The organism is Bifidobacterium sp. LH_417, from assembly GCF_056357035.1.
The window spans coordinates 1-23,916 of the sequence record NZ_JBKEVI010000017.1 but is presented as its reverse complement, the minus strand read 5'-3'; the positions used below and the strand labels follow the sequence as shown (position 1 = coordinate 23,916).

Genomic DNA, 23,916 nt, shown 5'->3' with positions numbered 1-23,916 from the left:
CCCTCATGGCAACAAACAACGGGCGCGCGCGGCTCATCAGCCTGCGCATGACCATCGCGATGGCCGTCATCACCGTCATCGGCGGCGTGGTCTTCATCCTCGGCGTGCTGCTCGGCTCACGCCACGAATTCACCGAACGCGGTCTCGACCCCAACGCCATGAGCGTCACCGAACAGTTCGGCTCCGGCATGATGGTCATCGACACGAAGAAGGCCGTGGCCTTCACCCTCCTGTTCGTCGTCGGCGTGATCGCCGCGGTCGCCGTCGTCGGCCGATACTACGCGCGCAAGGAGGTCGAACCGCTCGAACGCGCCTTCGAACTGCAGAAGGACTTCGTCGCCGACGCCAGCCACGAGCTCAAGACGCCGCTCGCCGTGATCGCCACGCGCATCGACCTCATCGACTTCCGCCGCGCCCACGGCGGCGACATCGACGCCCCGCTCGCCGCGCTGCGCGGCGACGTCGACCGCATGACCGCCATCATCACCGACCTGCTCGTCGCCGCGCGCGGCGCCGTCAACGCCGAACCCGTCGCCCTCGCCGACGTGGCCGACCAATCCGTCGAGGAGGTGCGGCCTCTCGCCGAGACGCACGACGTCCACCTCGACGTGCGCGTCGACGGGGAACGCGGGCGCCTCGTCGTGCGCGGCAACGCGATCGGGCTTTCCCGGTGCCTCGTCGCCGTGCTCGACAATGCCATCGCCCACTCGCCCCGCGGGGCGAAGGTCGTCGTCTCGGTGGGCTACCTGCACGGCGGAAGGGCCGTGGTGCGCGTCACCGACCATGGCGGCGGCATCGGCGACGACCCCGAACGCCTGTTCCGCCGGTTCGCCCGAGACGACGACGGCACCGCGCACCAGGGCTACGGGCTCGGCCTCGCGCTCGCCCGCGACGTGGCGACGCGGTACGGCGGCGAACTCGACGTGGAATCCACGTCGGCGCAGGGCACCACGATGCGTCTCACCCTGCCGCTCATGGACGGTGAGGAGTAGCGTCCGACGTCGCCACCGCCTCCGTCTGCCCCGTGGACACGGGAGGCGTGATCGGCGCGATGACCGGCTGGCTCGTCGTCGTCAAGGTGCGTTCGCGCTTGGTCGCCACCCGCGCATGACGGACGAGGAGATTCATGGCCGTGGGGCCGGCACGTCGCCGATGGCGTGCCGGCCCCACGCGTTTTGCCGGTGATGTGCGCCGTCATCCTTCGGCCGGTGTGGTCGCCGTCGGACTCGCGCAATCCACGCCGGCGAGTTCGGCGATGCGGCGCACGAACGCGGCGACGGCGGGGGAGGGCTCGCGCGGATAGAGCAGTCCATAGGACAGTCCCACCGGTTCGGGCCATGCGACGGGCACGTTGACGAGCAGCGGATGCACGCCGTCCCACATCGGTTTGGAGACGAGCAGGTCGCCGGCGTCGGCCGCGTCGTTGAACGTATCGAGATCATAGTGGTCGATGTCCGTCAGCGTGACGCCGGGGATGGCGGACAGCAGTTCGCGGGCCGTGTCGTCGCCGCCACGCCGGCGTATGAGGATGCGGATGCGGGCGCCGGTGAGATCGTCGAACGTGATGACCGGGCGACGCGACAGCGCGTGGCCGCGCGGCACGGCGAGACAGAACGGTTCGAAGTCGAGCGCGAGCGTGCCGCAGGCGTGTCCCCAATAGTCGGCGTCGAACGCGGTGGAGATCATGTCCACCGTCTCGCCCAGGTGGGTGACGATCTCACCGATCGTCTGCTTGTCGTCGGGCAGCGACACGAGTTCGAGCCGGATCTGCGGATGCCGTCCCGCGTCGCGCTGCCACAGGTCGAGGATGCTCCGGCCCGGGCGCAGCATCGAGACGCCGAGCCGTACCGGCGTCGTGTCGGTGTCGCCGCGCCGCCGGGCGCGGTCCAGAATCTCCCCGCATCGGCGCATGACCGTGCGCGCGTCGCCGACGAACTCCTCGCCGGCTGGGGTCAACGTCACGCCGCTGCGCGACCGGTCGAACAGGACGATGCCGTACTCGCGTTCGAACGTGGTGACCTGCTTGGCGATCGCCGGAGTCGAGACGTGCAGGCGCCTGCCCGCCTTCGCGAAGCTGCCGGTCTGCGCGGCGGCGACCACCGCATCCAGTCTCCTGTCGTACATGACGTCTCCCTTCCCCGTGCCCGTCGTTCGGATTCGTCCTCTCCGGCATGAACGGCACTACGCTGAAAACCCGTATGAACCACAGGTTCATGCACAGTGAACCATAATCATATACGAGCCGGCGTATTCCAATGATTCGTCGCCCTACCATATACGACGATGAAACGAAACGTATACGACAATGAAGAACCCGCGAACCCTGCGGCACGGCGTTCGCCCATACCGGCCACCGCGGCGGCGTCCATCGCCTCGTTCCTCGCCGGCATGGACGTGCTCATCGTCAACGTGGCGCTGCCCACCATCGCGACGGACCTCGGTGGCGACATGGCCGTGCAGCAGTGGGTCGTCGACGGCTACACGCTCCTGTTCGCCGCCCTGCTCCTGTTCGCCGGTAGCCTCGCCGACCGGTTCGGCGCCAGACGCGTGTTCCTCGCCGGCGCGGCGTTGTTCGGCGCGGCCTCCCTGTTCTGCTCGCTCGCATGGTCGATGGCGGCCCTCGTGGCTGGGCGATGCCTGCTCGGCGTGGCATCGGCGCTGATCCTGCCCGCCTCCATGTCCCTGATCAACGAGGCGAACCCGGATCCGCGCAGACGCGCGTGGGCGCTCGCCCTATGGGGTGCCGGCGGCGCGTCCGCGTCCGCCGTCGGCCCGCTGCTCGGCGGCCTGCTCACGCCGATCCACTGGAGTCTCGTGTTCGCAATCAACGTGCCGTTCTGCATCGCGATCCTCGCCCTGGGCGCGCGCATCGCCCCCTCTCCGGCGCGCGCCATCCGCTTCGATCGGATCGGTCAGCTGCTGGCGCTGCTCGGCCTGACCACGCTGGTCGCCGGCATCATCGAAGTCGGCTCCGCAGGCCTCTCCGCGCCGAGAACGCTCATGCTGCTGGGCGTGGGCGTGGCCGCGTCCGCCGCGTTCGTGTTCTCCCAGACCAAGGTGCGCGCCCCGATGATGCCCCTCGAACTGTTCCGCGTGCGCGGCATGCAGGTCGCGTTGCAGATCGGCTTCATCATGATCTTCAACTGGTACGGCATGGTGTTCATCTGCACGATGTTCCTGCAGAATGAGCTCGGCATGGGCGCGTTCGCCGCGGGGCTCGTATTCGTGCCGAGCGCGTTCGTCACCATCGCCGGCAACCTGTTCGGAGGACGCCTCATCGCCGCCCATGGCGCTCGGTTCTCCATCACGCTGGGGCTGTCCGTCATGATCGCCGGGTTCGTCTTCGAGTTCCTATGCCCGCAGCCCATCCCCGTGTGGGCGGTCGCCACCGGCCTGAGCGTCGTTGGATTCGGCGCCGCCATCACCACGCCCGCCGCGGCCGGCGTGGTCCTCAGAAGCGTGGATTCCGCGCAGGCCGGCATCGCGTCCGCCATGTTCAACACATTCCGCCAGGTCGGAGGCGCCATCGGGGTGGCCGTGTTCGGTGTCGCCGCCACGTTCCTGCCCTCCCTCACCGTCTCCCTGCGGACAGTGTTCGCCGCCTCGGCGCTGCTGCTCGCCTACGTGCTCACCTTCGAACTGCTGCGCTGGCGCGAGAACTGACCGTCATCCGAAACCCGCAGACGTGCGCGGCGATGGCGGCGTGCCGTCGGCTCCGTCGTGTCCGATGCTCTGGATGACCTGCCGCAGCTCGGCGAGGAACGCGTCGGCCTGCGGGGTCAATGGCCGGCTCTTCTTCCATGCGATCGCCAGTCGGGTCCGCATGGGAGGGTCGAGCGGGCGGAACGCAAGCCCCGACTCCCATGACGTGTCCACGAGGCCCCGCGGGCAGATGGCGCAGCCGTAGCCCTCCTGGACGAAGCAGCTGGCGTTGTACAACAGGTTCATCGTGCCGACGATGTCGAGCTCCTTGTTGTCCGACCGATACCATCCGGAAAGGTCGCGGCGGTTGAGCACGCCTTGGGGGACGATGACCGGCACGTCGGCGAGGTCCCCGGCGCGGATGGATTCGTGCGCGGCAAGCGGGTGATCGTATCTCATGAGCAGCCCCATCGGGTCGCCGACGGGAAGCGGCAGGAAGTCATAGCGGCTCATGTCGGTGGGCTGCACGAGCACGCCGAAGTCGGCCAGGCCGTTGTCGAGCCGTTCGACGATGTTCTGTCCGTAGTCGTCGTGCAGCCGCACGCGGATTCGCGGACGCCGTTCGCGCAATCGCGTCGCGGCCCTCGCCACGACGCGCATCGCCGCGCTTTGCGCCGCCGCGATGTGGATGTCGCCTGCGATGTCCGCATCGGCGGTCATCTCGGCCCGCGTACGGTCGGCGAGCTCCACGATCTCCTGCGCCCGGCGGTACATGAGACGGCCCTTGTCGGTCAGTTCGAGCGAACGGGACCGGTTGCCTCGGACGAACAACGTCGCGCCGACCTCATCCTCAAGTTCCCTGATCTGCCGGGAGAGCGCCGGCTGGCTGATGCGCAGCACGTCCGCCGCGGCGCTCACTCCTTCTTCCTCGACCACGGCGAGGAAATTCCTCAGAATGCGCAGTTCCATGAGCGCCTCCTTGCCGTCACGAATCTTGTTTATATCCGATTATTGCATGTATTCTCAATCCAATGCTGCATTTGTAATGCAATTTCGTTGTTTTTACCATCGAGGGCAACAGTATGCAGGCGGCGGACTGTAATCGCCCCACGGTCCGTCCCGAGCCAACGCTTTCCAGGAAAGGACAACGGCAATGACCGCGAAACGCAATGTGATGCTGCTCATGGGCGCCGGACAGATCGGCATGGCCATAGCGCGCCGCATGGGACATGGCATGACCATCCTCATCGGCGACAGGAACCCGGACAACGCCCGGCAGGTCGCGAAGACCATGACCGATGCCGGATTCGACGCCCATGCCGTCGTCGCCGACCTCGGTTCGCGTGATTCCATCGACGGCTTCATCGCACAAGCACGCGGTTATGGCGACATCACGATGCTGGTCAACGCGGCCGGCGTATCGCCGAGCCAGGCGTCCATTGAAACGATTCTTGACGTGGACCTGTACGGCACCGCAATGCTGCTTGAGGAGGTCGGCAAGGTCATCGCGCCGGGCGGCGCGGGCGTGACCATCTCCAGCCAGTCGGGCCACCGCATGAGGCAGCTGACCGCTGAGGAGGACCGTCTGCTTGCCACCACGCCCGTCGACGAACTGCTCGGACTCGACCTGTTGCAGCCGGAGCGCATCGAAAATACGCTGCACGCCTACCAGCTCGCCAAACGCTGCAACGAGAAGCGCGTCATGGCCGAAGCGGTCAAGTGGGGCGAACGCGGGGCGCGCATCAACTCCATTTCGCCGGGCATCATCGTCACGCCGCTGGCCATCGACGAATTCAACGGTCCGCGCGGCGACTTCTACAGGAACATGTTCGCCAAATGCCCGGCCGGCCGCCCCGGCACCGCCGACGAAATCGCGAACGTGGCCGAACTGCTCATGTCCGACCGGGGCGCGTTCATCACCGGCGCCGACTTCCTTGTCGACGGTGGTGCGACCGCCAGTTATTTCTACGGTCCGTTGCAGCCGCAGGCGAATGTCAGGCGTTGACATAAGGAGGCAATAATGTCCAGTAATAATGCGGTGATCGTGTATTTCTCGCGCACCGGCGAGAACTATTCGGTCGGTGAGATCGAAGTCGGCAATACGGCCAAGGTGGCGCAGGCGATCGCCGAACGGACAGGAGCCTCGACCGTCGAGATCACGCCGGGCGAAGCCTATCCGAACGTATACGACGAAGCCGTGGCGCAGGCCACGCGCGAACGTTCCAGCCATGCCAGGCCGGCGTTCGCATTGGTGACGGGCGCAGGCGACGAATCGGATGATCCGGCGACGATGCTCGACTCGGCCGACACCATCTACCTCGGTTATCCGATCTGGTGGTCGGATATGCCGATGCCCGTCTACACGTTCCTCGAAAGCCGTGACTGGCATGGCAAAACCATCGCCCCGTTCTGCACGCACGAGGGCAGTGGTCTGGCCGATACGGTCACGTCGATCCGACGGACGGCGGCCGGATCGACCGTGCTTGACGGCATGGAGCTGCGTGGTTCGGCCGCGCAGAACGATGCCGATGTCACCGCGCAGACCGTCGCGGACTGGCTTGGATAGAGACGGGTGAGGATTGCCGTCGACTACGTCGACATGTCCCGGCAACAACGAAGCGTATGACAACAATGCAAAGGAGAACGACATGGCAGTGGGAAACATGATGAGGGCGGCGGTGTTCGTCGGACCGGGGCACATGGAGGTGCGTGAGGTGCCCCGTCCGGTGATCGAGAAGCCGGACGACGTGATCGTGCGCGTGGTCAGGGCATGCGTGTGCGGTTCGGACCTGTGGTGGTTCCGCGGCGTCTCGCAACGCCCGCACGGTTCGCTGACCGGCCATGAGGCCATCGGCGTGATCGAGGAGATTGGCTCCGATGTGCGGGGCCTCAAGCCTGGGGATCTGGTGGTCGTGCCATTCACGCACGGGTGCGGGCGCTGCGCGGCCTGCCAGGCAGGGTTCGAGGCGAACTGCATGAACGCCGAACCGGGCGGCAACGCCGGATACCAGGCCGAGTACATGCGTACGGCCAAGGCCGACACCGCGCTGGTCAAGGTGCCCGGCCATCCGAAATCATACGACGACGCGACATTGGATTCGCTGCTCACTCTGGCGGACGTGATGGCCACCGGCTACCACGCGGCCGTCTCGGCCGAGGTGCGCCCCGGCTCCACGGCCGTGGTGTTCGGCGACGGCGCGGTGGGCCTGTGCGGCGTATTGTCGGCGCGGATGCGCGGCGCCTCGCGCATCATCGCGATGAGCCGCCACGAGGACCGGGCCGCGATCGCCCGCGAATTCGGCGCGACCGACGTCGTGCCCGAACGCGGCGAGGAGGCCGTGGCGCGCGTGATGGAGCTGACCGACGGCGATGGCGCGGACGCGGTGCTCGAATGCGTCGGCTCGGCCCAATCCGTCGAGACCGCCGTGCGCGTGGGACGCCCGGGTTCGGTCGTGGGCCGCGTGGGCGTGCCGCATGATGCGGCCGTCGACCCGACCGTGCTGTTCTGGCGCAACATCGGGTTGAAGGGCGGGCCCGCGTCGGTCGCCACCTACGACCGAGAGGTGCTGCTGCCCGCCGTGCTCTCCGGCATGATCGACCCCGGTCGCGTGTTCACCGCCCGGTTCGACCTCGACCACATCCAGGACGCCTACGAGGCAATGGACGAACGCCGCGCCATCAAATCACTCATCGACATCAGCGAGATCTGAGGCGATCCGCGCAGTCGCCGCATCGCCTGGCTGACCCAGAACTCGGCGACGCGTGGTCGTTCGCGGTCCTGCCACAATCCGGACGGAACCGTGAACGCCAGCCATAACCGTCTATACGCGTGTCTTCCGCCCCGGCTAACGTCGGCGGCATGTGTTCCCTTCGTTGCGCCTCGTCACCGGACAACAACGCCCCGGTGTACGCGCCCGGCTTCATCTGACCGTGCGTGCCGGCATGTCCGCCACGTTCTCCCATTGAGGTGAGAACGTCCCACGTGCCGGCCATCGCAGTCGAAGTATGCCCGTTGTCGCACGGGGTCGCCCGTGCGACGTCAACGAAAGACCAGGAACATACATGTCCCATACCATCGAACCGGCCATGCCCGCCACGCCGCAGGCCGACCACCGCGAGAACGGCTGGAGGCGCCGAGTCTCCCTGCTGCTCGTCGGACAGGCGTTCTCCCTGCTGGGATCCAACATCGTGCAATACGCGCTGTGGTGGTGGATCGTCCTGCAGGAGAAGAGCGGCTGGTCCATGCTGCTCGCCACCCTGTTCGGCGTCGTGCCGCAATCCGTCGTATCGATCTTCGGCGGGTCGATGGCCGACCGCTACCGCCGCAAACCGCTCATCATGCTGCCCGACCTCATCATCGCGGCCGTCACCGTCGTCCTTTCGTTCGCCTTCGCGCACGGATGGGCGAACCTCGCCATACTGTTCGTCGTATTGTTCATCCGCTCGGCCGGCGGCGGCGTGCAGACACCCGCCATCCAGTCGTTCATCCCGGACATCACGCCCGTCGGCCGGCTGCTGCGCGTCAACTCCATCTACGGCATGATCAACTCGGCGAACATGCTCGTCGCGCCCGCCGTCGCCGCCGTGCTCATCAACGTGATGCCGTTATGGTCGATCCTGCTCATCGACGTGACCACCGCGGTCATCGGCGTCGGCTTCGTCGCGCTCATCCGCGTGCCCGCGCGTCCGCGCAAACAGGAAACGGGGAACGGTGCCGCGACGCCCGCGGAGGAACGTCCCAAGACCGGCGCTGCGGGCAATCCGCTCATGGCCGGAATCCGCCGCGCCTTCGCCGACCTCAAGGCCGGCCTCGCCTACGTGATGGGACGGCCGCGCCTCAAAGGCGTCGTGTTCGGTGACGCGCTCGCCAGCTTCGTCGTCGGCGCGCCGATGAACCTCACGCTCCTGCTCATGACCCGCGAATACGAGGGCATTGACCTGAACCTCGGGTTCGTGAACCTCGTCACCGCATCGGACAAGCTTGCCGCCAACGAGCTGAGCTGGAGCGGAGGCATGCTGCTCGGAGGCATGCTCATGTCCACGGTCGGTGTGCGGGTCGTGCGCGACAACGTGCGTGTGGTCGCGTTCGGCATCGGCGCGGTGGGCGTCACGATCGTCGGCCTCGGCGTCGCGCCCGGACTGCTTGCCTATCTCGTCATCAACATCCTGTGCGGCATGGCGTGGGGCATGTGCGTAGGGCCCCTGCGCACCGTCATCCAGACCGAATCCGACACGACGATGGTCGGCCGCGCGTTCGGTCTCGACACCACGCTCGCCACGTTCGCCATGCCGCTCGGCATGCTCGTGTTCGCGCCGCTCGCCGACATGATCCCCATCATCTGGGTGTTCGTCTCCAGCGGCCTGCTCGCCCTGCCGGTCGCCTGGTACGTGTTCGCGTCGACCCGCGACGGCCGATGAGCGGCGGTCCGATACGGTGCGACAATGGAGACCATGAGCGATTCCGTGATGCTGCGGCCCCTGCGCCGCGACGATTATCCCGCGCTCGTCGCGATGCTGCGGCGCATGTGGTACGCCGATCCCGCGATGGTCGACGACTGCGCGTCGAGGCTCGCCACGATCGACCTCCATCACTGTCTGTCCTGTTCGACCATCGCGACGGTCGCGGCGATGGACGGCGAGGCGGTCGGCGTGATTCTGGCCCGCGTCGACGCGGCCGCCCGGCGCGGGCGATTCACGCCGCTCAACCCGCATGTCCGCCGTGTGGTCCGGGAATCGTTGCCGTTGCCGTTCTTCGCCGACGGGCGACGCGGCATCCGTGACGCGCTCGGGCTCGTCGCCGTCGACCGTCGCCTCATGCGCGGTCTCGGATCGCGCTACGACGCCGAGGTGGTGTTGTTCCTCGTCGATGAACGGTTCCGCGGCAGGGGAGTGGGGCGCATGCTGTTCGACCATGCGATGGACCGGTTCCGCGCCGCCGGCGTTCGCCGGTACTTCCTGTTCACCGACACCACCTGCGACGTCGGCTTCTACGACCGTCGGGGACTCGTCATGCGCCGCGCCGAACGCGTGGACCGTCGCGACGGCACCGCGGACACGTACTACCTGTACGAGGGCGAGGCGTAGGCGCGCCGGTGCGAATCGTGGGACGCGGCGGGGCACGTCGTGACGCGGGAGCATATCCTTATGCGCGACATGCGCCTCCCCGTCCCGCGCATCCGCCGCGGATCCGATGGAGGCGATACGACAAGGAGAGAAATCATGGTCACCGCGAACAGAAGCCGCGTCGTCATCGTCGGCACGGGAAACGTCGGATCGGCAGTGGCGAGCGCCATCGTCCAGCAGGGCCTGTGCAACGAGCTCGTGCTCGTCAACCACAATCCCGACAAGGCGGAGGGGCTGGCGATGGACCTGGCTGACGGCATCGAGTTCCTCGGCCGGTTCGTGACGATCCGTTCCGGCGACTGGGAGGACTGCCGCCGCGCCGACGTGGTGATCGTCACCGCCGGCCCCAAGCCCAAGCCCGGCGAGACGCGCATGCAGGAGCTCGGCGCCGCCATCGACATCGTCGACCCGATCCTGCGCCATATCAAGGAATCCGGGTTCGATGGGATCCTCATCATGGTGTCGAACCCGGTCGACGTGCTCAGCTGGTTCGCATGGAAGCGCACCGGCCTGCCCCGCGCCCAGGTGTTCGGCTCGGGCGCGGCGCTCGACACGTCGCGTATGAAGACGATCATCGGCGAGACGACGCGTCTCGACCCGCGGCTCGTATCCGGCTACGTGGTCGGCGAGCACGGCGACTCCCAGTTCGTGCCCTGGTCCACGGTCTCGTTCATCGGCAAATCGTTCGCGCAGTACCTCGAGGACAACCGGTCGCGCTATCCCGGCGTCACCCTAGCGGGCATCGAGGAGGAGACGCGCCGCCGCGGACTCGACATCAAGGGGCTGCGCGGCGGCACCAGCTACGGCATCGCCGCCACCGTCGCCGGGCTCGTGCGCATGATCCTGTGGAACGAGCGCGGCGTCGTGTCCGTGTCGACGCTGATCGACGGCGAATACGAATACGACGAGCACGACGTGTTCCTCTCCCTGCCGGTCGCGCTCGACGGCGACGGCGTGGGCGACTTCGTCGACCTGCATCTGGACGCCGGCGAGCTCGCGCGGTTCCACGCGTCCGCCGCCGTGGTGCGCGGGCATTGCGCGCTCATCGCCGATCGCCTGTAGCCGTGTCGCCCTGGCGATGCCGGTCAGCGGGCCGCGTCGCGGGCAGCGATGCGCTCGGTGAAACCGGTTTTGTCGGCCTCGGTGATGGGACGGAGCACGCGGGCCGGGTTGCCGACCGCGACCACGCCGGCCACCATCCGGTCCCATTCGACGCGCTCCTCGGGCGTGAGATCGGCGGTGACATCGTATCCGTTCACGGTCATGGCGTGCTCCTTCGCATGTCGCTTGTGCCGGGCGCCTTCGTCGCGGCCCGTTCTCGCCGCCCATCATACCAAGCGTAGTGTACGAGCGTACACATCACGACCGGTGTCGGTACGGTGCCGCATCCGATGCCAATCATGTACGGCGAACCCGGCGGCGGCGATGCGTTCCCTCATGTCCTTGGCGATGGACAGGCATCGTGCGCGCGAGATGCCCGCCCTGACGCCGATGCCGGCCATATCGCGTATGGAGATGCCCCGCCCCTTGCCGCCGACCGCCGTGGTGTGCTCGCCGTTGATGCCCGGATTCTCGGTCAGGTCGTAGGCGGGCGCGAGGCTCCAATGGCCGCATGCCCGGTCGAAGAGGTACGAGAAGTTCTTCGCATGGTCATCACGGTTGCCGATGAACACGTTGAAGCACATGAGACGGTACAGTCGCTCGCAATCCTCGGCGCTGTCGGTCATGCGCATGGTGAGCCTCATCAGCAGACCGTAATCCAGATTGGCGATGCGGTGTGACGTCTCCAGCAGCCCTCCCGCGGATGCCATATGGATTTTGCCTACGGATCCGTCAGCATGCCGTACGCGGTCGAAACGCCTGACGCCGAAATACCCCGCGCATCGTCGGGACGGGAACAGCCGTGTCTCGGGCATGTCGAGGCCGCATTCCCGTGCGAGACGGGAGATGCGGTATTCCGTCTCGCCGATGTCGGGCGGGTCGATCGATGACGGGAATTTGATGATCCATTCCTCTCCGTTGATGATGGTGAGGATTTTCGGGCGCGCGCCGCCGGATGACCCACCGAGTGCGAAGAGACGGTCAAGATCGTCCGAGAAATCGGTGTTCAGCAGTCGGAGACATTCCAAGGCGATCGCATCAAGGTCCGGTGATGCATGAGTCTCCTCGCCGATGGGGGAGACGGGGCGGTATTCCAATGCGCCCATGCCCCCGGCCCCCACAATCGACAGGCGTGCCAACGGTCCGATCGCATATGGGTCGATGCCGCGTCGGCGCAGCAGCCTGTCGGTGAGCAGCCGCCCCCACCCGTCCGGCATGCTGTCGTCGAACACGCCGAACATGCCGTTCAGCGGATCGCGTTTCGCGATGAATACGCCCTCTCTGAGAGGCAGGCTCAATGGGCTGATGGAGAACCCGCCGTTCAACCACGCATGGTCGTAGGCGAACGCCAACGTACGGTCCGGGGAGACGGCAAGCGTGCCCACCGTCTCGCCCGAGAGCAGTACCCGGACCTGGTCGATGCGGGAAAGCGTCGAGGTCGTGACCGTCATGAACGTTTCTCCTGACGACGTGTGGCGGCGGTGACATCATCGATGGTCGCATAGAACGGCTGTGCGAACAACGCGTCGAAATCATGTTCGCATCCCAGGGCGAAGGCGATGTTCACCAGCGAGCCGAATGAGATTTCGTGCAGCTGCTCGAATCTCCTTATCGAACCGAGGCTGACCCCGCTCCTATCCGCCAAGTCGGCTTGTGTCATTCCATGTTCCTTGCGTCGGGAGGCCATTCGTCGCGCCACGGCGGCCGCCACGTCACCGGGCAGCATGTCGTCCAGCAAATCAAACATGCTAATATTATAGCAATAAATAACTTTATATCTAGATATTGCTAATATATTAACAATATTATGGCTTTGTGATGATCTGGACTATCGGGCCCAAGGGTGGTTGGTCTTGCCGGGGAGACAGAAGCGGAACGCAGTTTCCTGTGACGGAGCATGTATGCGAACGGCTCCCCCGCGAATCGCGGGGGAGCCGTGGAAGGGGTGGCAGGACGAATGCCTTGGTATGCCTCAGCCCGTCACTCGGACAGGAACGCCTTGTATCCGGCGGCGGCCTCGGCGAGCGCCTCGTCGGAGATGCCGAAGGAGGCGAAGGTCACGAACGGCCTGACCCACGTGGCGTTGATGTGGTTGGCCGTGCCCTCGAACGGGACGAGCACCTGGTCGATGGTGAACTTGTTGTCGCCATCCGGCTGGTACTTCGACTCGGGGGAGCCGGTGGAGACGGCGACGGCGAACTCCTTGCCTTCGAACGCGTGGCCTTCGGAACCGTACGCCCAGCCGTGCTCGAGCACCTCGTCCTCCCACTCCTTGAGCAGGGCGGGGGAGGAGAACCAGTAGAGCGGGAACTGGAACACGACACGGTCGGCGGCCTCGACCGCCGCCTGCTCGGCCTTCACGTCGATGCGGCCATCCGGGTAGAGCGCGTACTCGTCGCGCACGGTCACGTTCCCCAGCTCGCCGGCGGTCTCGGCGAGCGCCTTGTTGACATGGGACTGCCCGTTCAGGGACGGATGGAACACGAGGACCAGGGTCTTCTTCATTGCGATGTCTCCTTACCGGTTCGTCTCGTTCCGGAATGTCTCGAAACGAGCGGTTCTTTTATCGTCTCCACTATCGCAGAAAACGCGCCGTCGCACCGCCGAATACGTCGTGGGCGAACGGGAGGGAAACGCGCGACGACGGGCGGACCATGCGTGACAAGCGGATTGTCCGCTCAGACCGGTATCACATAGGACCGTCATGTCTCATAATTCCTCGGAACACCAGACCCGCCGCGTCGCGGACCCCGCAACCGCAACCGCAACCGACCCGGCATGCGAGCCGATGCCCGATCCATCCGAACACGGCTGGATACGCCGCGCCGCGCTGCTGCTTGCCGGTCAATCGTTCTCGCTGCTCGGCTCCAGCATCGTCCAGTTCGCCATCTGGTGGTGGATCGTCCTGCAGACCCGCACCGGATCGGCCATGCTGCTGGCCACCCTGTTCGGCGTCGTGCCGCAGGCCATCGTCTCCGTCTTCGGCGGTCCGATGGCCGACCGCTACAACCGCAGGGCGCTGATCATCCTGCCCGACCTCGTCATCGCGGCCGTCACCGCACTGCTGTCCGTGGCGTTCGCGACCGGCTGGGCGAACCTGTCGCTGATCTTCGTGGCGCTGCTCATCCGCTCGGCCGGGGCCGGCATCCAGGAACCCGCCGTACAGTCGTTCATTCCGGACATCGTCCCGGAGAAGGGTCTCCTGCGCGTCAACTCGATATTCGGCGTCATCAACTCGGCGAACCGCATCGCGGCGCCGGCGCTCGCCGCCGTGCTCGTCAACGTGGCGCCGCTGTGGTCGATCCTGCTGATCGACGTGGCGACCGCGGTCATCGGCGTCGGCTTCGTCGCGCTCATCCGCGTGCCGGCGAAACCCGGGGCCGCTGAGGCCGAGGCCGGGACGGCGGCCGCCGAAGTCCCGGCCCGCGGGCAGGCGGAGCCGTTGCCGATCGCCGTGCTGCGCCGCACGTTCGTCGACCTCAAAGCCGGTTTCGCGTACACGATGCGCCACCCGTACCTCAGGGGCGCGGTTCTGGGCGACGCGCTCACCTGCCTCATGTCGGTCGCGCCGATGAACCTGACCCTGCTGCTCATGACCCGCGAATACGACGGGCTGGACCTGAACCTCGGTTTCGTGAACCTCACGACCGCGTCCGACAAGCTCGCCGCGAACGAGCTGGGACTGAGCGTCGGCCTGCTGCTCGGCGGCGCGCTCATGTCCGTGATCGGTCCGGGGCTGCTGCGCGACGGCCGGGCTCGGATGCGCGCGATCGCCGCCGGCATCGCCATGGTCGGCATCACCGTCGTCGGCCTCGGTCTCGCGCCGAATCTGCTCGTCTACCTGATCGTCGACGTCTTGAACGGCGTCGCGTCGGCCGTCTGCGTCGGGCCGATGCGTACGGTTATGCAATCCGAATCCGACGAGTCGATGACCGGCCGCGTCTTCGGTCTCGACACCACGCTTTCCACGCTCGGCATGCCGTTGGGCATGCTCGTGTTCGCGCCGCTCGCCGACCTGATCCCGATCGTATGGGTGTTCGTGGCCGGTGGCCTGCTCACCCTGCCCGTCGCCGGATACGTGCTCATGCTGTCCCGCCGGCGGGTGCGCCGTGCGTGAGGCCGTGCGTGACGTGTGGCCGTGCGTGACGTCCGTCAGACGCGGCCGATGACCTTGGCCGGCACTCCCGCGACGATTGCCCCGGCGGGCACGTCGTGCGTGACGACCGCTCCGGCGCCGATGATCGCATCGTCGCCCACCGTCACATCCGGCAGCACGGTCGCGCCCGCGCCGATCCACACGCGTTCGCCGATCCGGATCGGCTTCGAGACCGTCGTGGCCCGCTGCTCGGGGTCATGCAGGTGGTTGATGGTGATGAGCTGCACGTTGGGGCCGAGGAACGAGCCGTCGCCGATGGTGATGCCGCCGCGGTCCATGAGCGTGCACCCCCAGTTGACGAACACGTCGCGGCCCACTTCGATGTTGCGGCCGTAATCCGTGTAGAACGGCGGGTTGAGCCGGAACGACGCATCCACGGGGTGACCGACGATGCGTTCGAACATCGCATGCGTCTCGGCCGGCTCATGGTATCCGGCGTTGAGTTCGGCGCACAGGCGCTGCGTCGTGGCGATGACGGCGCCGATCGTGGCGGGATACTCGGGTTCATGGGGTGAGACGGGTTCTCCGGCCCGGTCCCGGGCGAAGATGTCGTCGGTGCCGTCGATATCGGTCATGGTGTGCTCCTTTCCGAAGTCGCTCCCATTGAACCGCTCTCCTCGCGCCACCGCCAATAGCGTCATCCGATGACCGCCCATGCCCGGCGGCTATGGTTCGGGACGTTATGCCATTGCCATGAATCCGCTGTCGACGTGTGTTGGGAAGACCGGGCGTTCAGTCGGCGAGGAGGAACCGCTGGTAGGCCCTGCCGGCTTCGGTCAGCGCCTTGTCGGACAGGTCCATGGATTCGAAGACGACGAACGGCCTTCGCCATACGGCGTGCGTGTAGCGGGCCATCATCCGGTAGGGGGAGAGCACCTCGTCCATCGTGGCTCCACCGCCGTCCGTCACGTATTCGGATTCCGGACCGCCCGCCGTGGTGGCGACCGCGATCCGCCTGCCTTCGAGGGCCTTGCCGCCCGGACCGTAGGCCCAGCCGAACGCCAGCACCTGATCCTCCCATTCCTTGGGCAGGGCGGGCGCGGAATACCAGTACATCGGGAACTGCAGCACGATGCGGTCGTGCGCCTCGATCAGACGCTGCTCGACTGCCACATCGATCGCGCCGTCGGAATAGATCGCACCCATGTCGCGTACGGTCACTGCATCGTCCGGCAATTCGCCGGCCGCCCGGGCCAGCGCCTTGTTGACGCGTGATGCTCCCTGCAGATCGGGATGGAACACCAGAACCAGCGTTTTCATGAAAACCTCCTTGCGGCATGGACATTGGAACGTATGCCGACACTGCGCATGATACCCGTGCGAAGCACCACGATTTCGCTGCAGGCGACGGATGTGCACGATCCGGAGGCGAATGTGTAGGGTTTCATGCCGGATGTGTAGATTGCGGACCGCAACCTGCACCACGATGACGCGTACCTGCAGGGCGGGTCGCCGAAGACGGTAACCGGCCGGAGGAGCCGACGTCGCCAAAGCCTTGGAATGACGCCGCACCCTGTTCCCCCGGACTCATATGAGACAAGGTTCTTTCACCCTCACACTCCACAACACCGTTTCCATTTCCTACAGGTTCGTTCCGTACCCATGCACATTCGCCTCCGAACCATGCACATCACATGCAGAACCATGCACATGCTCACGAATTGGGGGAACGCTGATGACCGGCCGCGCACGTCACGCGACGAAGCGCAGATACGTGCGGTCGTCGAAGGATTCCAGGCCGGCCGTGAACCCCTTGGTGGTGCGGTATTCGCCGATCAGCTGGGGATCCTCGCGGCGCAGACGGTCCAGTTCCGCCTCCGACTGGGCCAACGTGGGACGCAGCAGCGGATAGCCGTCCGAGGCGAGCACCACCTCGTCGCCCGGCTCCACCGGCACGACCCGGACCGGCCACGTCGGATCGGTGAACCCGTCGAACACGAAATACCCGTATTCGCCGCGCCGGTTCGCGAACTCCGACTGCAGGCGCAGGAACGGCATGATCATGTCACGGGCCGGATCGGCGGAACCGGCCCGAGACGCATCCGGCGCCGGCGCGTCCGACCGAACACCAGCGCGCGGGCCCTCCGACTCCGGCCGCAGCCGCAACGCCTGCGCGGCGAACGAACGCAAGTCGCCCAGCAACTCATCCACACGCTTCAATGTCGGCATCCGCACGCCGTTCACCATGATCTGGCAGTCGCCGAACAGCCACGCCTCACGCCGGCACTCGCTATAGACCACCGCATTGGCCTGAAGACGCTCCCACGGCTCCGTCTCGAACACGCGTGCAGCCGCACCGCCATGAACCAGTCCGCACCGCGCATACTCGTCACGCAACCGACCGTCCAGCATCCTCTGCGCCTCGCGCATCGTCACGTCCCGCGGCAACCCAGCGACCTCGTCCAACAGCAGATCCTTCGCGACCACACCGCCGCTCGGCCGCCACAACCGCCGCACGCTCTTGCCCGTCACCCCATCCACCACGGCTGCGAACGCGTCCGTGACGACAAGACCATCCTCGTTCAACGACCGGTCGGCATGCTTGCCCCGGCAGAACCGTTCGACGATACGCATGACACCCACCATACGCCCGCGAAACCCCATGCGCCGACACCGACGACGCGGCGACCCGACCCGCGCCCAGTACAATCGACATATGGACCTCAAGGCATGGAAGCATTGGACGGACTGGCCGCTGATGGCATCGTCCGTCGTGTTCCTCGTCGCCTACTCGTGGGAGATACTCGCCGGCACGCACATCCTCCTCTGCGAGACCGTCATCAACATGATCTGGGCCGCGTTCGTCATCGACTACATCGTCTCCCTATGGCTCACCGACGACCGCATGCAATGGTTCGTCCACAACCTGTTCGCCCTCGCGACCATCGCCCTGCCCATGCTCAGGCCATTGCGGCTCCTGCGCCTCCTCACCGTCCTGCACGTACTCAACCGCACCTCCGGCATGGCCGTGCGCGGACGCATCACCGTATACGCGTTCGGTGCCGTCGGCATGCTCATGTACGTCGGCGCGCTCGCCGTCTACTCGGTGGAGCGTGGGGTGCCGGGCACCACGATCGACGGGTTCGGCACGGCGCTGTGGTGGGCGTTCGTCACCGTCACCACCGTCGGCTACGGCGACGTCGCCCCCGTCACGTCCGCCGGCAAGCTCATCGCGGTCGCGCTCATGTTCGCCGGCATCGCGCTCATCGGCATCGTCACCGCCACGCTCGCCTCCTGGATCGTCGACCAGGTCAACCTCGAGGCCGACCGGCGCGAGGATTCCCTCGACGCGAGACGCGAGAAGGAACGTAAGGGTGCGGAACGTCGCGAGCTCGCCGAACTCGACGTGCTGCGCGGCGAGGTGCGCGAGCTCGCAGCCACCGTCGCCGCGTTGCGCGACGAGCTCGCCTCACGCGAACGGCGGAGCGACGGTGGTGGCGGCGATGCCGCTCATCACAAGCCCCTCCCTCGTGTCGATGACGGTGCGTGACGGGTCGATCCTGTCGGGGTCGAGCGTCAGCTCGCCGATATGGTCGGCGCGGATGACGCCCGACAGTGGGTTGGTCACGCCGTCGATGCCGCCCTGGACGGTGGCGTCCACCGTGGAGTATTCGAACGCTAGCGTGGTGTTGACGAGATGGCAGCCGCGCAACGTGAGGCCCTCGACGTAGCACAGGCCCTGCAGGCTTTCGATCGTGCAGTTCTCGAAGGTGAGGTTCCTGGAGTTCCATCCCAGATGCTCGCCGGAGACGTAGGAGTCGCGCACGACGACGTTCTCCGAATTCCAGAAGGCGTCCTTGCTGATGAGCCGCGAATTCGTGACGGTGACGTTGCACGCGCCGTCGAACGGGTAGTTGCCCACGAGGCGCAGACGGTCGGCGGTGACGCAGCAGCAGTCCATCGCCAGATAGTCGCCGCGGGCCACCACGTTGTCCAACGTCACGTTCGAGCAATGCCACAGCGTCTCGTCCGCGTGCGTCAGATCGGTGTCGCGCAGTGTCACGCGGTCGCAGCGGCGGAAGTTCTTGGGCGCCTCGATGGTGCAGTCCACGACGTCGATGTCGTTCGTGTACCACACGCCGGCGCGCCCCATTTCGAACCAGGTGCAGCCGCGGGCGGTGACGTCCTTGGCGTACCACAACGGGTACTTCCACTGGAACGCGCAATCGACCAGCTCGACGTTTCGCGCGTGCTTCAACGGCGATTCGCCGTCCGCGAAGATCGTGTCGACGTAGACGGTGTCATGCGCGAAGAATTCGGCTCGCTCTCCCGTCAACCGTGCCTGTCGTACCTCTTCGGGTGTATCCGCCATCGTGACGTCCTTTCCTGTGGGTGTCGCTTCGCCGCCCGCCGCGCGAACCGAAGCGGGCGGACGACATCATTCAACAGCGAAGACGCGCGGACATCCAATAGCGCGACGCCATGGGCCGCCATAGCGGACGGTTATGGCACGGCATGACCGGTGCCTATTTGATATCCGCGCGCCTCCGGGCTGTAATGACAGACATGACGACCGGGCATCCGCGCCCGGCGCAACGCATGAAGGAGTACAACATGAGCGAGACCATGAAGGCCGCGATCTTCGTGGAACCGGGACGCATGGAGGTGCGCGAGGTGCCGAAGGCGACGCTTCAGCAGGACGGCGACATCGTCATTCGCGTGGTGCGCGCCTGCGTGTGCGGATCCGACCTGTGGTTCTTCCGCGGTCTGACCCCGCAGGCCCCGCACAGCCAGGTGGGCCACGAGTCCATCGGCGTGGTCGAGGAGGTCGGCGCGGCCGTCACGAGCGTCAAGCCCGGCGACTTCGTGGTGGTGCCGTTCCCGTTCAGCTGCGGCAAGTGCCCGGTGTGCGAGGCCGGGTTCGAATCCGTGTGCCCGCACGGCGGCTACTTCTCCGCCTGCCAGGCCGAATACCTGCGCGTGCCCGAAGCCGACGGCACGGTCGTCAAGGTGCCGGGCTTGCCGGAGGATTACGACGACGCGACGCTCGCCTCGCTGCTGACCATCTCCGACGTGATGTCCACCGGCTACCATGCGGCCGTCGCCGCCGAGGTCGAGCCCGGCGACACCGCCGTGGTGATGGGCGACGGCGCGGTCGGTCTGTGCGGCGTGATCGCCGCCAGGATGCGTGGGGCCAAGCGCATCATCTCGATGAGCCGCCACGAGGACCGTGCGGCGCTCGCCCGCGAATTCGGCGCCACGGACATCGTGCCGGAGCGCGATCAGGCCGCCGTTGACAAGGTGCTGGAGATGACCGGCGGCTATGGTGCGGACGCGGTGCTCGAATGCGTCGGCTCCAAGCAGTCGTTCGACACGGCGATGGGTCTGATCCGCCGCGGCGGCGTGATCGGCCGCGTGGGACTGCCGCATGGCGTGGACGTGAGCGCCGAGGGCACGTTCTACGGCAACATCGGCATCAAGGGCGGTCCGGCCCCGGTGCGCCACTACGATCTGGACGGAGGCCTGCTCGACGCGGTGCTGAACCACGAGATCAACCCCGGCCGCGTGTTCACCGCCGAGTACGATCTCGACCACATCCAGGACGCCTACGAGGCGATGGACCAGCGCAAGGTCATCAAGGCGCTGATCCGCTTCTAGCCGGATCGTCGCATCCCGCGCGAACGTGCGGTGCGACAGTCCGCGAAGACGAATGATGTGCCGTCATGGCTCCCTTCCGATCATGGATGCGGAAGGGAGCCATGACGGCATTGTCTGTCGTGTGCCGATCGTGGCGTTGATCGACGGGAATCCGCTATTCCGTGGTGACGTCGGGCATGAAGGTGTTGATGATGCATTCGACGAGGTGGTCGAGCGGCATCGGGTCGGGGTCGGCGAGCCATAGGCGGATCATGGAGATCATGCCGCCCAGATAGAACTCCGACAGGTATTCGCTCTCCTTGGCATGGGAGTTGTTTTTCTGCGTCGTTCCAAGGATGTTGCTGAACATGGCCTTGGATATCGGCGAGGTGATGCCGCGCACCTTGTCGAGGAATCGCCGGTCGCCGTGCGGCCCGAGCAATATGGCCAGATAGGGGGCGTCCCTGCGGGTCTGTTCGAGGAACGCGGTGAGGTTGACGCGCACGTCGTCGGGGCCGTGCACGTTGACCACATCGCTGTCCATGGCTTCCTGGCGTCGGGCGATGAGCGCATCCTCCTCCTGGTCGAGGAGGTCGCGCACGCCGCCGTAATACAGATAGAACGTTGCGCGATTGTATCCGGCGAGCTCCGCCACCTGTTTGACGGTGATTTTTTCCAGAGGCTGCCGGGAGTAGATGTGCCAGAATGCGCGGCATAGGCGCTGTCTGGTGCGTTCCGTGACCTCCGGTTGTTTCATGACCATGATGCGCTCCGTTTCGATGCCGTTCCATCATCATTTGACACTGTGTCGCATGATGTGTATTGATGATTGTTTCGATGTGCCTTACTGTAGTCCATCGATAACGCGTTGTCTAATGATGAAGACTGAAATAACAAGGATTATCAGACGACTCAATGTCGTATTTAGTGTGTTTGGAAGGATGTGTATGTCTATGTCACAGGGCACTTCGAAATCCCGTTCGTTCAATGTCAAATGGCTTGCTCCGTTGGGTGTGCTGTGCGCGTTCCTCGCGCTGTGGAGCTTCATGATGTACCCCATGCTCAACGGCACGCCGGAAAACGTGCCGTACGCCATCATCAACCTCGATGAAGGGGCAAGCAATGCGGGTGTCGACGTCAACGCGGGGGAGCAGATCGTCGATAAGCTCACCGATGCATCCGCAGCAACGTCGGATACCCAATCCCCGATCGCATGGGCCGAATTCAAATCCAAAGCCGAACTCGACAAGGCCATGGACGGCAACGACTACTATGGTGCGCTCGTGATCCCGAAGGATTTCACGGCCAAGCAGATCGCCGCCAGGCAGGCCACGATGCAGTCGGCGCTTCAGCAGGCCCAGGCCCAGCAGGCGTTGCAGCAGAAACTCCAGCAGGCAAAGGCCCAAGGTGCCACCGACGAGCAGATTCGGCAGATGCAGGCCGAGGCCGTCAGCAAGGCCCAGAAGGCCCGATCATCCGCGCGGAATGCCGCGGCGGACGCCGAGAACGCCGCCAAGCCGAGCGTCGAGATCATCGCCAACAGCGCGAAGAACGCCTCCGTTTCCCAGCAGCTCGTCTCCTCGATGACCAGCAGGCTCGGCGAAGCCGGCGTGAACGTTACGACCTCCACCGTGCACGGCTATGACGTCGGCACCACGTCCGGCGCCTCGATGCTCGGCCAGCTGTCCGCTGCTCCGGTCGTCGCCATGTCGGCTTCCTGCACGATGATCATGTTCATGATGACCCGCGTCGAAGCCGATGCGAACCGTGCCAAGCGCGCCAAGCGCTTCGGCATCCAGCTGGCCTATGCCGCCGGGCTCTCCCTGTGCGTGGCGGGTCTTGCCTGCTTCCTCATGGGCGTGATCGGCGGCATGACCCTGCCCTGGATCACGGTGCTGCCGTTCCTGTGGCTGTGCAGCTTCGGCATCATGGCGATGCTGCTGGGATTGATGACGCTGCTCTTCCCCTTGGGAACGGTAGGCATGTTCGTGCTCATGTCCACGATGAGCGTGGGGTACATCGCGCCCGAGATGCTGCCCGCCCTCTGGCACGATTGGGTGCTGCCCTGGGCACCCGCCCACTTCGTGGTCGATGGCGTGCGCTCCATTGTCTTCCTCGGCGACGGCGTGTTCAACGCCAACGCCCTGTGGGTGGCCGGCTGCGTCGCGATCGGTGTGATCGTGGCCGCCGTGGGCATCGCCTTGCCGGCCCGGAAGAAGGCGGGCGACGACAAGGTCGCGCAAGGTGCTGCGGTAGCGATCGCATAGCGTACGGCGCTTTGTCCGTGTGGTGAGAAGTTGCGGTGTAATGCGTCGACGTTCGTGACGTTCGTGACGCAATAGCGGCGAAAGGTCCCGATCCGGATCGAACCGGGATCGGGGCCTTTCGCGTGATGGAGAGAGGCTAATGGATCGACGTCTATCGTCAGTCCTTGAGGCCCATGCACAGCGGGATGGGCATGGGCAGCAGCACGATGCCGACCAGGCCGACGGCGATGCCGAGCACCATGCTGCCCCACAGCATCGTCAGGCACATGCCTCGCTGGGGCGTGGTCGGCATTGCGTTCGCCCGGCTGGCGTTCTTTGTACGCGTGTCACGGAATTGGACGAATGCAATCGGCTGGTCCCATGCCTGCGAATTATCACTGACGATAGGTCATGACTATTGGACAATGCGGTTCCGGTGTTCTGTAATGACGATAACGGTATCAATACGCCGTCGCACTTCAACGGGAGCGTCATCATGAAACGAACCATAGCGGGAATCTCGGCACTGCTGCTGACCCTGTCCCTGTCGTCATGCGCGGACGGCGGCGCCGCACGGCGGCAGGCATCGGTCGGCGCGGCCGATTCCAGTCAGACCGGGCAACGGGAAACGGACGGTCGGACCAATCAGGACGGTCAGAACGATCAGAACAAGGAGCAAAGCATGAGCGGGAAGGACCGTCACCGCAACGTTCGATGATGCGACCATCACGGTCGAACTGCTGGACAATCCCGCTGCGGACGACCTGCTGTCGAAACTGCCGATGGACCTGACCTTCGAGGATTACGGCGATACCGAGAAAATCGGAGGCTTCTGCTGTTTTCGTGGGTTAGGTTCTTGGTTGGGGTAGGTGTATGTCGAGTCCTCCGCATCGGAGCATGATCAGGGCGATGAGGTTGTTCACGTGGTGGAAGCCGTAGGTCATGCGGATGGTGACTTTGATCCTGTTGTTGAAGGCCTCGAGCCTTGCGTTCGAATAGCCCAACTCGATCGTTCTGAGGATGTCGGGCCGGCGTCGCCGGATCTTCCGGGCGAGTTCGACGATCTCGGGG

General features: G+C 65.6%; 27 protein-coding genes. 14 read left to right on the top strand and 13 right to left on the bottom strand.

Features of this window, described 5'->3' with window-relative positions; all coding sequences use genetic code 11:
* Positions 1-5: 5 nt before the first annotated feature.
* Positions 6-992, top strand: a complete 987-nt coding sequence (locus tag AC1AYR_RS09360; protein ID WP_476512408.1) for a sensor histidine kinase — start codon at positions 6-8, stop codon at positions 990-992.
* A 202-nt stretch (positions 993-1,194) separates the two neighbouring features.
* Here AC1AYR_RS09360 and AC1AYR_RS09355 read toward each other — a convergent pair whose 3' ends face one another.
* A complete protein-coding gene (locus tag AC1AYR_RS09355; protein ID WP_476512409.1) occupies positions 1,195-2,124 on the bottom strand; it encodes a LysR family transcriptional regulator in 930 nt (309 codons plus the stop codon).
* Positions 2,125-2,283: 159 nt separating this feature from the next.
* Between AC1AYR_RS09355 and AC1AYR_RS09350 the strand changes: the two genes are divergently transcribed.
* The gene (locus tag AC1AYR_RS09350) at positions 2,284-3,663 is read left to right on the top strand and encodes an MFS transporter (RefSeq protein WP_476512410.1); all 1,380 of its coding nucleotides are present in this window, start codon (positions 2,284-2,286) and stop codon (positions 3,661-3,663) included.
* A 3-nt stretch (positions 3,664-3,666) separates the two neighbouring features.
* Here the strand turns inward: AC1AYR_RS09350 and AC1AYR_RS09345 are convergent, their stop codons facing one another.
* Positions 3,667-4,611: a LysR family transcriptional regulator gene (locus AC1AYR_RS09345; RefSeq protein WP_476512411.1), complete on the bottom strand. Its 945-nt coding sequence runs from the start codon at positions 4,609-4,611 to the stop codon at positions 3,667-3,669.
* Between the two features lie 184 nt (positions 4,612-4,795).
* Here AC1AYR_RS09345 and AC1AYR_RS09340 point away from each other — a divergent pair, with 184 nt between their 5' ends.
* The 6 genes from AC1AYR_RS09340 (at position 4,796) to AC1AYR_RS09315 (ending at position 10,827) form a co-directional block, all read left to right on the top strand.
* Entirely contained in the window at positions 4,796-5,647 is an 852-nt protein-coding gene (locus AC1AYR_RS09340; protein WP_476512412.1) for an SDR family oxidoreductase, read from the top strand.
* A gap of 15 nt (positions 5,648-5,662) precedes the next feature.
* A complete protein-coding gene (locus AC1AYR_RS09335) occupies positions 5,663-6,208 on the top strand; it encodes a flavodoxin (protein ID WP_476512413.1) in 546 nt (181 codons plus the stop codon).
* Between the two features lie 88 nt (positions 6,209-6,296).
* On the top strand, positions 6,297-7,352 hold the full coding sequence (locus AC1AYR_RS09330) for a zinc-dependent alcohol dehydrogenase family protein (protein ID WP_476512434.1): 1,056 nt from the start codon (positions 6,297-6,299) through the stop codon (positions 7,350-7,352).
* 376 nt (positions 7,353-7,728) lie between these two features.
* Positions 7,729-9,060 carry an MFS transporter gene (locus AC1AYR_RS09325; RefSeq protein ID WP_476512435.1) on the top strand — a complete coding sequence of 444 codons (1,332 nt, stop codon included), beginning with the start codon at positions 7,729-7,731 and terminating at the stop codon, positions 9,058-9,060.
* A gap of 33 nt (positions 9,061-9,093) precedes the next feature.
* Positions 9,094-9,726: a GNAT family N-acetyltransferase gene (locus AC1AYR_RS09320; protein ID WP_476512414.1), complete on the top strand. Its 633-nt coding sequence runs from the start codon at positions 9,094-9,096 to the stop codon at positions 9,724-9,726.
* Positions 9,727-9,861: 135 nt separating this feature from the next.
* Positions 9,862-10,827 (top strand): L-lactate dehydrogenase, encoded by a 966-nt coding sequence (locus tag AC1AYR_RS09315; RefSeq protein ID WP_476512415.1) that lies wholly within the window; start codon positions 9,862-9,864, stop codon positions 10,825-10,827.
* A gap of 23 nt (positions 10,828-10,850) precedes the next feature.
* Here AC1AYR_RS09315 and AC1AYR_RS09310 read toward each other — a convergent pair whose 3' ends face one another.
* From AC1AYR_RS09310 to AC1AYR_RS09295, 4 genes are all read right to left on the bottom strand, one after another.
* Positions 10,851-11,030, bottom strand: a complete 180-nt coding sequence (locus AC1AYR_RS09310) for a hypothetical protein (RefSeq protein WP_476512416.1) — start codon at positions 11,028-11,030, stop codon at positions 10,851-10,853.
* A gap of 63 nt (positions 11,031-11,093) precedes the next feature.
* Positions 11,094-12,317 carry a type II toxin-antitoxin system HipA family toxin gene (locus AC1AYR_RS09305; RefSeq protein ID WP_476512417.1) on the bottom strand — a complete coding sequence of 408 codons (1,224 nt, stop codon included), beginning with the start codon at positions 12,315-12,317 and terminating at the stop codon, positions 11,094-11,096.
* Positions 12,314-12,613, bottom strand: a complete 300-nt coding sequence (locus AC1AYR_RS09300; protein WP_476512418.1) for a helix-turn-helix domain-containing protein — start codon at positions 12,611-12,613, stop codon at positions 12,314-12,316. Before AC1AYR_RS09300 ends, AC1AYR_RS09305 begins: the two co-directional genes overlap by 4 nt.
* 233 nt (positions 12,614-12,846) lie before the next feature.
* Positions 12,847-13,371 carry an NAD(P)H-dependent oxidoreductase gene (locus AC1AYR_RS09295; protein ID WP_476512419.1) on the bottom strand — a complete coding sequence of 175 codons (525 nt, stop codon included), beginning with the start codon at positions 13,369-13,371 and terminating at the stop codon, positions 12,847-12,849.
* 283 nt (positions 13,372-13,654) lie between these two features.
* Between AC1AYR_RS09295 and AC1AYR_RS09290 the strand changes: the two genes are divergently transcribed.
* On the top strand, positions 13,655-14,983 hold the full coding sequence (locus AC1AYR_RS09290) for an MFS transporter (protein ID WP_476512436.1): 1,329 nt from the start codon (positions 13,655-13,657) through the stop codon (positions 14,981-14,983).
* 35 nt (positions 14,984-15,018) lie between these two features.
* On the opposite strand, the gene AC1AYR_RS09285 is transcribed toward AC1AYR_RS09290, so the two are convergent.
* The 3 genes from AC1AYR_RS09285 to AC1AYR_RS09275 form a co-directional block, all read right to left on the bottom strand.
* Positions 15,019-15,597, bottom strand: a complete 579-nt coding sequence (locus tag AC1AYR_RS09285; protein WP_476512420.1) for a sugar O-acetyltransferase — start codon at positions 15,595-15,597, stop codon at positions 15,019-15,021.
* Positions 15,598-15,754: 157 nt separating this feature from the next.
* Complete coding sequence (locus tag AC1AYR_RS09280; protein WP_476512421.1) at positions 15,755-16,282, bottom strand: NAD(P)H-dependent oxidoreductase; 528 nt, start codon at positions 16,280-16,282, stop codon at positions 15,755-15,757.
* Positions 16,283-16,714: 432 nt separating this feature from the next.
* Positions 16,715-17,596 (bottom strand): hypothetical protein, encoded by an 882-nt coding sequence (locus AC1AYR_RS09275; protein WP_476512422.1) that lies wholly within the window; start codon positions 17,594-17,596, stop codon positions 16,715-16,717.
* 82 nt (positions 17,597-17,678) lie between these two features.
* Between AC1AYR_RS09275 and AC1AYR_RS09270 the strand changes: the two genes are divergently transcribed.
* On the top strand, positions 17,679-18,512 hold the full coding sequence (locus AC1AYR_RS09270) for an ion channel (protein WP_476512423.1): 834 nt from the start codon (positions 17,679-17,681) through the stop codon (positions 18,510-18,512).
* Here the strand turns inward: AC1AYR_RS09270 and AC1AYR_RS09265 are convergent.
* A complete protein-coding gene (locus tag AC1AYR_RS09265) occupies positions 18,432-19,334 on the bottom strand; it encodes a DUF3737 family protein (RefSeq protein WP_476512424.1) in 903 nt (300 codons plus the stop codon). The genes AC1AYR_RS09270 and AC1AYR_RS09265 overlap by 81 nt on opposite strands.
* A 242-nt stretch (positions 19,335-19,576) precedes the next feature.
* Between AC1AYR_RS09265 and AC1AYR_RS09260 the strand changes: the two genes are divergently transcribed.
* On the top strand, positions 19,577-20,620 hold the full coding sequence (locus AC1AYR_RS09260) for a zinc-dependent alcohol dehydrogenase family protein (RefSeq protein WP_476512425.1): 1,044 nt from the start codon (positions 19,577-19,579) through the stop codon (positions 20,618-20,620).
* A gap of 154 nt (positions 20,621-20,774) precedes the next feature.
* Here AC1AYR_RS09260 and AC1AYR_RS09255 read toward each other — a convergent pair whose 3' ends face one another.
* Positions 20,775-21,362, bottom strand: a complete 588-nt coding sequence (locus AC1AYR_RS09255) for a TetR/AcrR family transcriptional regulator (protein WP_476512426.1) — start codon at positions 21,360-21,362, stop codon at positions 20,775-20,777.
* Positions 21,363-21,546: 184 nt separating this feature from the next.
* Here AC1AYR_RS09255 and AC1AYR_RS09250 point away from each other — a divergent pair, with 184 nt between their 5' ends.
* Positions 21,547-22,866, top strand: a complete 1,320-nt coding sequence (locus AC1AYR_RS09250; protein WP_476512427.1) for an ABC transporter permease — start codon at positions 21,547-21,549, stop codon at positions 22,864-22,866.
* A 157-nt stretch (positions 22,867-23,023) separates the two neighbouring features.
* On the opposite strand, the gene AC1AYR_RS09245 is transcribed toward AC1AYR_RS09250, so the two are convergent.
* A complete protein-coding gene (locus tag AC1AYR_RS09245) occupies positions 23,024-23,158 on the bottom strand; it encodes a hypothetical protein (protein ID WP_476512428.1) in 135 nt (44 codons plus the stop codon).
* 183 nt (positions 23,159-23,341) lie between these two features.
* Between AC1AYR_RS09245 and AC1AYR_RS09240 the strand changes: the two genes are divergently transcribed.
* Both AC1AYR_RS09240 and AC1AYR_RS09235 read left to right on the top strand, forming a co-directional pair.
* Entirely contained in the window at positions 23,342-23,563 is a 222-nt protein-coding gene (locus AC1AYR_RS09240) for a hypothetical protein (RefSeq protein WP_476512429.1), read from the top strand.
* Between the two features lie 7 nt (positions 23,564-23,570).
* The gene (locus tag AC1AYR_RS09235) at positions 23,571-23,714 is read left to right on the top strand and encodes a cyclophilin-like fold protein (protein WP_476555166.1); all 144 of its coding nucleotides are present in this window, start codon (positions 23,571-23,573) and stop codon (positions 23,712-23,714) included.
* Here AC1AYR_RS09235 and AC1AYR_RS09230 read toward each other — a convergent pair.
* The coding region (locus AC1AYR_RS09230) for a transposase (protein WP_476512430.1) at positions 23,694-23,916 on the bottom strand (223 nt) is incomplete at its 5' end. The genes AC1AYR_RS09235 and AC1AYR_RS09230 overlap by 21 nt on opposite strands.

What these genes read in the sequence shown, in the direction of transcription:
- AC1AYR_RS09270 (WP_476512423.1), top strand. Translation starts at nt 17,679, where the DNA reads ATGGACCTCAAGGCATGGAAGCATTGGACGGACTGGCCGCTGATGGCA.
- AC1AYR_RS09260 (WP_476512425.1), top strand. Translation starts at nt 19,577, where the DNA reads ATGAGCGAGACCATGAAGGCCGCGATCTTCGTGGAACCGGGACGCATG.
- AC1AYR_RS09320 (WP_476512414.1), top strand. Translation starts at nt 9,094, where the DNA reads ATGAGCGATTCCGTGATGCTGCGGCCCCTGCGCCGCGACGATTATCCC.
- AC1AYR_RS09265 (WP_476512424.1), bottom strand. Translation starts at nt 19,334, where the DNA reads ATGGCGGATACACCCGAAGAGGTACGACAGGCACGGTTGACGGGAGAG.
- AC1AYR_RS09335 (WP_476512413.1), top strand. Translation starts at nt 5,663, where the DNA reads ATGTCCAGTAATAATGCGGTGATCGTGTATTTCTCGCGCACCGGCGAG.
- AC1AYR_RS09310 (WP_476512416.1), bottom strand. Translation starts at nt 11,030, where the DNA reads ATGACCGTGAACGGATACGATGTCACCGCCGATCTCACGCCCGAGGAG.
- AC1AYR_RS09350 (WP_476512410.1), top strand. Translation starts at nt 2,284, where the DNA reads ATGAAACGAAACGTATACGACAATGAAGAACCCGCGAACCCTGCGGCA.
- AC1AYR_RS09295 (WP_476512419.1), bottom strand. Translation starts at nt 13,371, where the DNA reads ATGAAGAAGACCCTGGTCCTCGTGTTCCATCCGTCCCTGAACGGGCAG.
- AC1AYR_RS09360 (WP_476512408.1), top strand. Translation starts at nt 6, where the DNA reads ATGGCAACAAACAACGGGCGCGCGCGGCTCATCAGCCTGCGCATGACC.
- AC1AYR_RS09305 (WP_476512417.1), bottom strand. Translation starts at nt 12,317, where the DNA reads ATGACGGTCACGACCTCGACGCTTTCCCGCATCGACCAGGTCCGGGTA.
- AC1AYR_RS09280 (WP_476512421.1), bottom strand. Translation starts at nt 16,282, where the DNA reads ATGAAAACGCTGGTTCTGGTGTTCCATCCCGATCTGCAGGGAGCATCA.
- AC1AYR_RS09290 (WP_476512436.1), top strand. Translation starts at nt 13,655, where the DNA reads ATGCCCGATCCATCCGAACACGGCTGGATACGCCGCGCCGCGCTGCTG.
- AC1AYR_RS09300 (WP_476512418.1), bottom strand. Translation starts at nt 12,613, where the DNA reads ATGTTTGATTTGCTGGACGACATGCTGCCCGGTGACGTGGCGGCCGCC.
- AC1AYR_RS09315 (WP_476512415.1), top strand. Translation starts at nt 9,862, where the DNA reads ATGGTCACCGCGAACAGAAGCCGCGTCGTCATCGTCGGCACGGGAAAC.
- AC1AYR_RS09275 (WP_476512422.1), bottom strand. Translation starts at nt 17,596, where the DNA reads ATGCGTATCGTCGAACGGTTCTGCCGGGGCAAGCATGCCGACCGGTCG.
- AC1AYR_RS09340 (WP_476512412.1), top strand. Translation starts at nt 4,796, where the DNA reads ATGACCGCGAAACGCAATGTGATGCTGCTCATGGGCGCCGGACAGATC.
- AC1AYR_RS09250 (WP_476512427.1), top strand. Translation starts at nt 21,547, where the DNA reads ATGTCTATGTCACAGGGCACTTCGAAATCCCGTTCGTTCAATGTCAAA.
- AC1AYR_RS09325 (WP_476512435.1), top strand. Translation starts at nt 7,729, where the DNA reads ATGCCCGCCACGCCGCAGGCCGACCACCGCGAGAACGGCTGGAGGCGC.
- AC1AYR_RS09255 (WP_476512426.1), bottom strand. Translation starts at nt 21,362, where the DNA reads ATGGTCATGAAACAACCGGAGGTCACGGAACGCACCAGACAGCGCCTA.
- AC1AYR_RS09240 (WP_476512429.1), top strand. Translation starts at nt 23,342, where the DNA reads ATGAAACGAACCATAGCGGGAATCTCGGCACTGCTGCTGACCCTGTCC.
- AC1AYR_RS09355 (WP_476512409.1), bottom strand. Translation starts at nt 2,124, where the DNA reads ATGTACGACAGGAGACTGGATGCGGTGGTCGCCGCCGCGCAGACCGGC.
- AC1AYR_RS09285 (WP_476512420.1), bottom strand. Translation starts at nt 15,597, where the DNA reads ATGACCGATATCGACGGCACCGACGACATCTTCGCCCGGGACCGGGCC.
- AC1AYR_RS09245 (WP_476512428.1), bottom strand. Translation starts at nt 23,158, where the DNA reads ATGCCGACCACGCCCCAGCGAGGCATGTGCCTGACGATGCTGTGGGGC.
- AC1AYR_RS09345 (WP_476512411.1), bottom strand. Translation starts at nt 4,611, where the DNA reads ATGGAACTGCGCATTCTGAGGAATTTCCTCGCCGTGGTCGAGGAAGAA.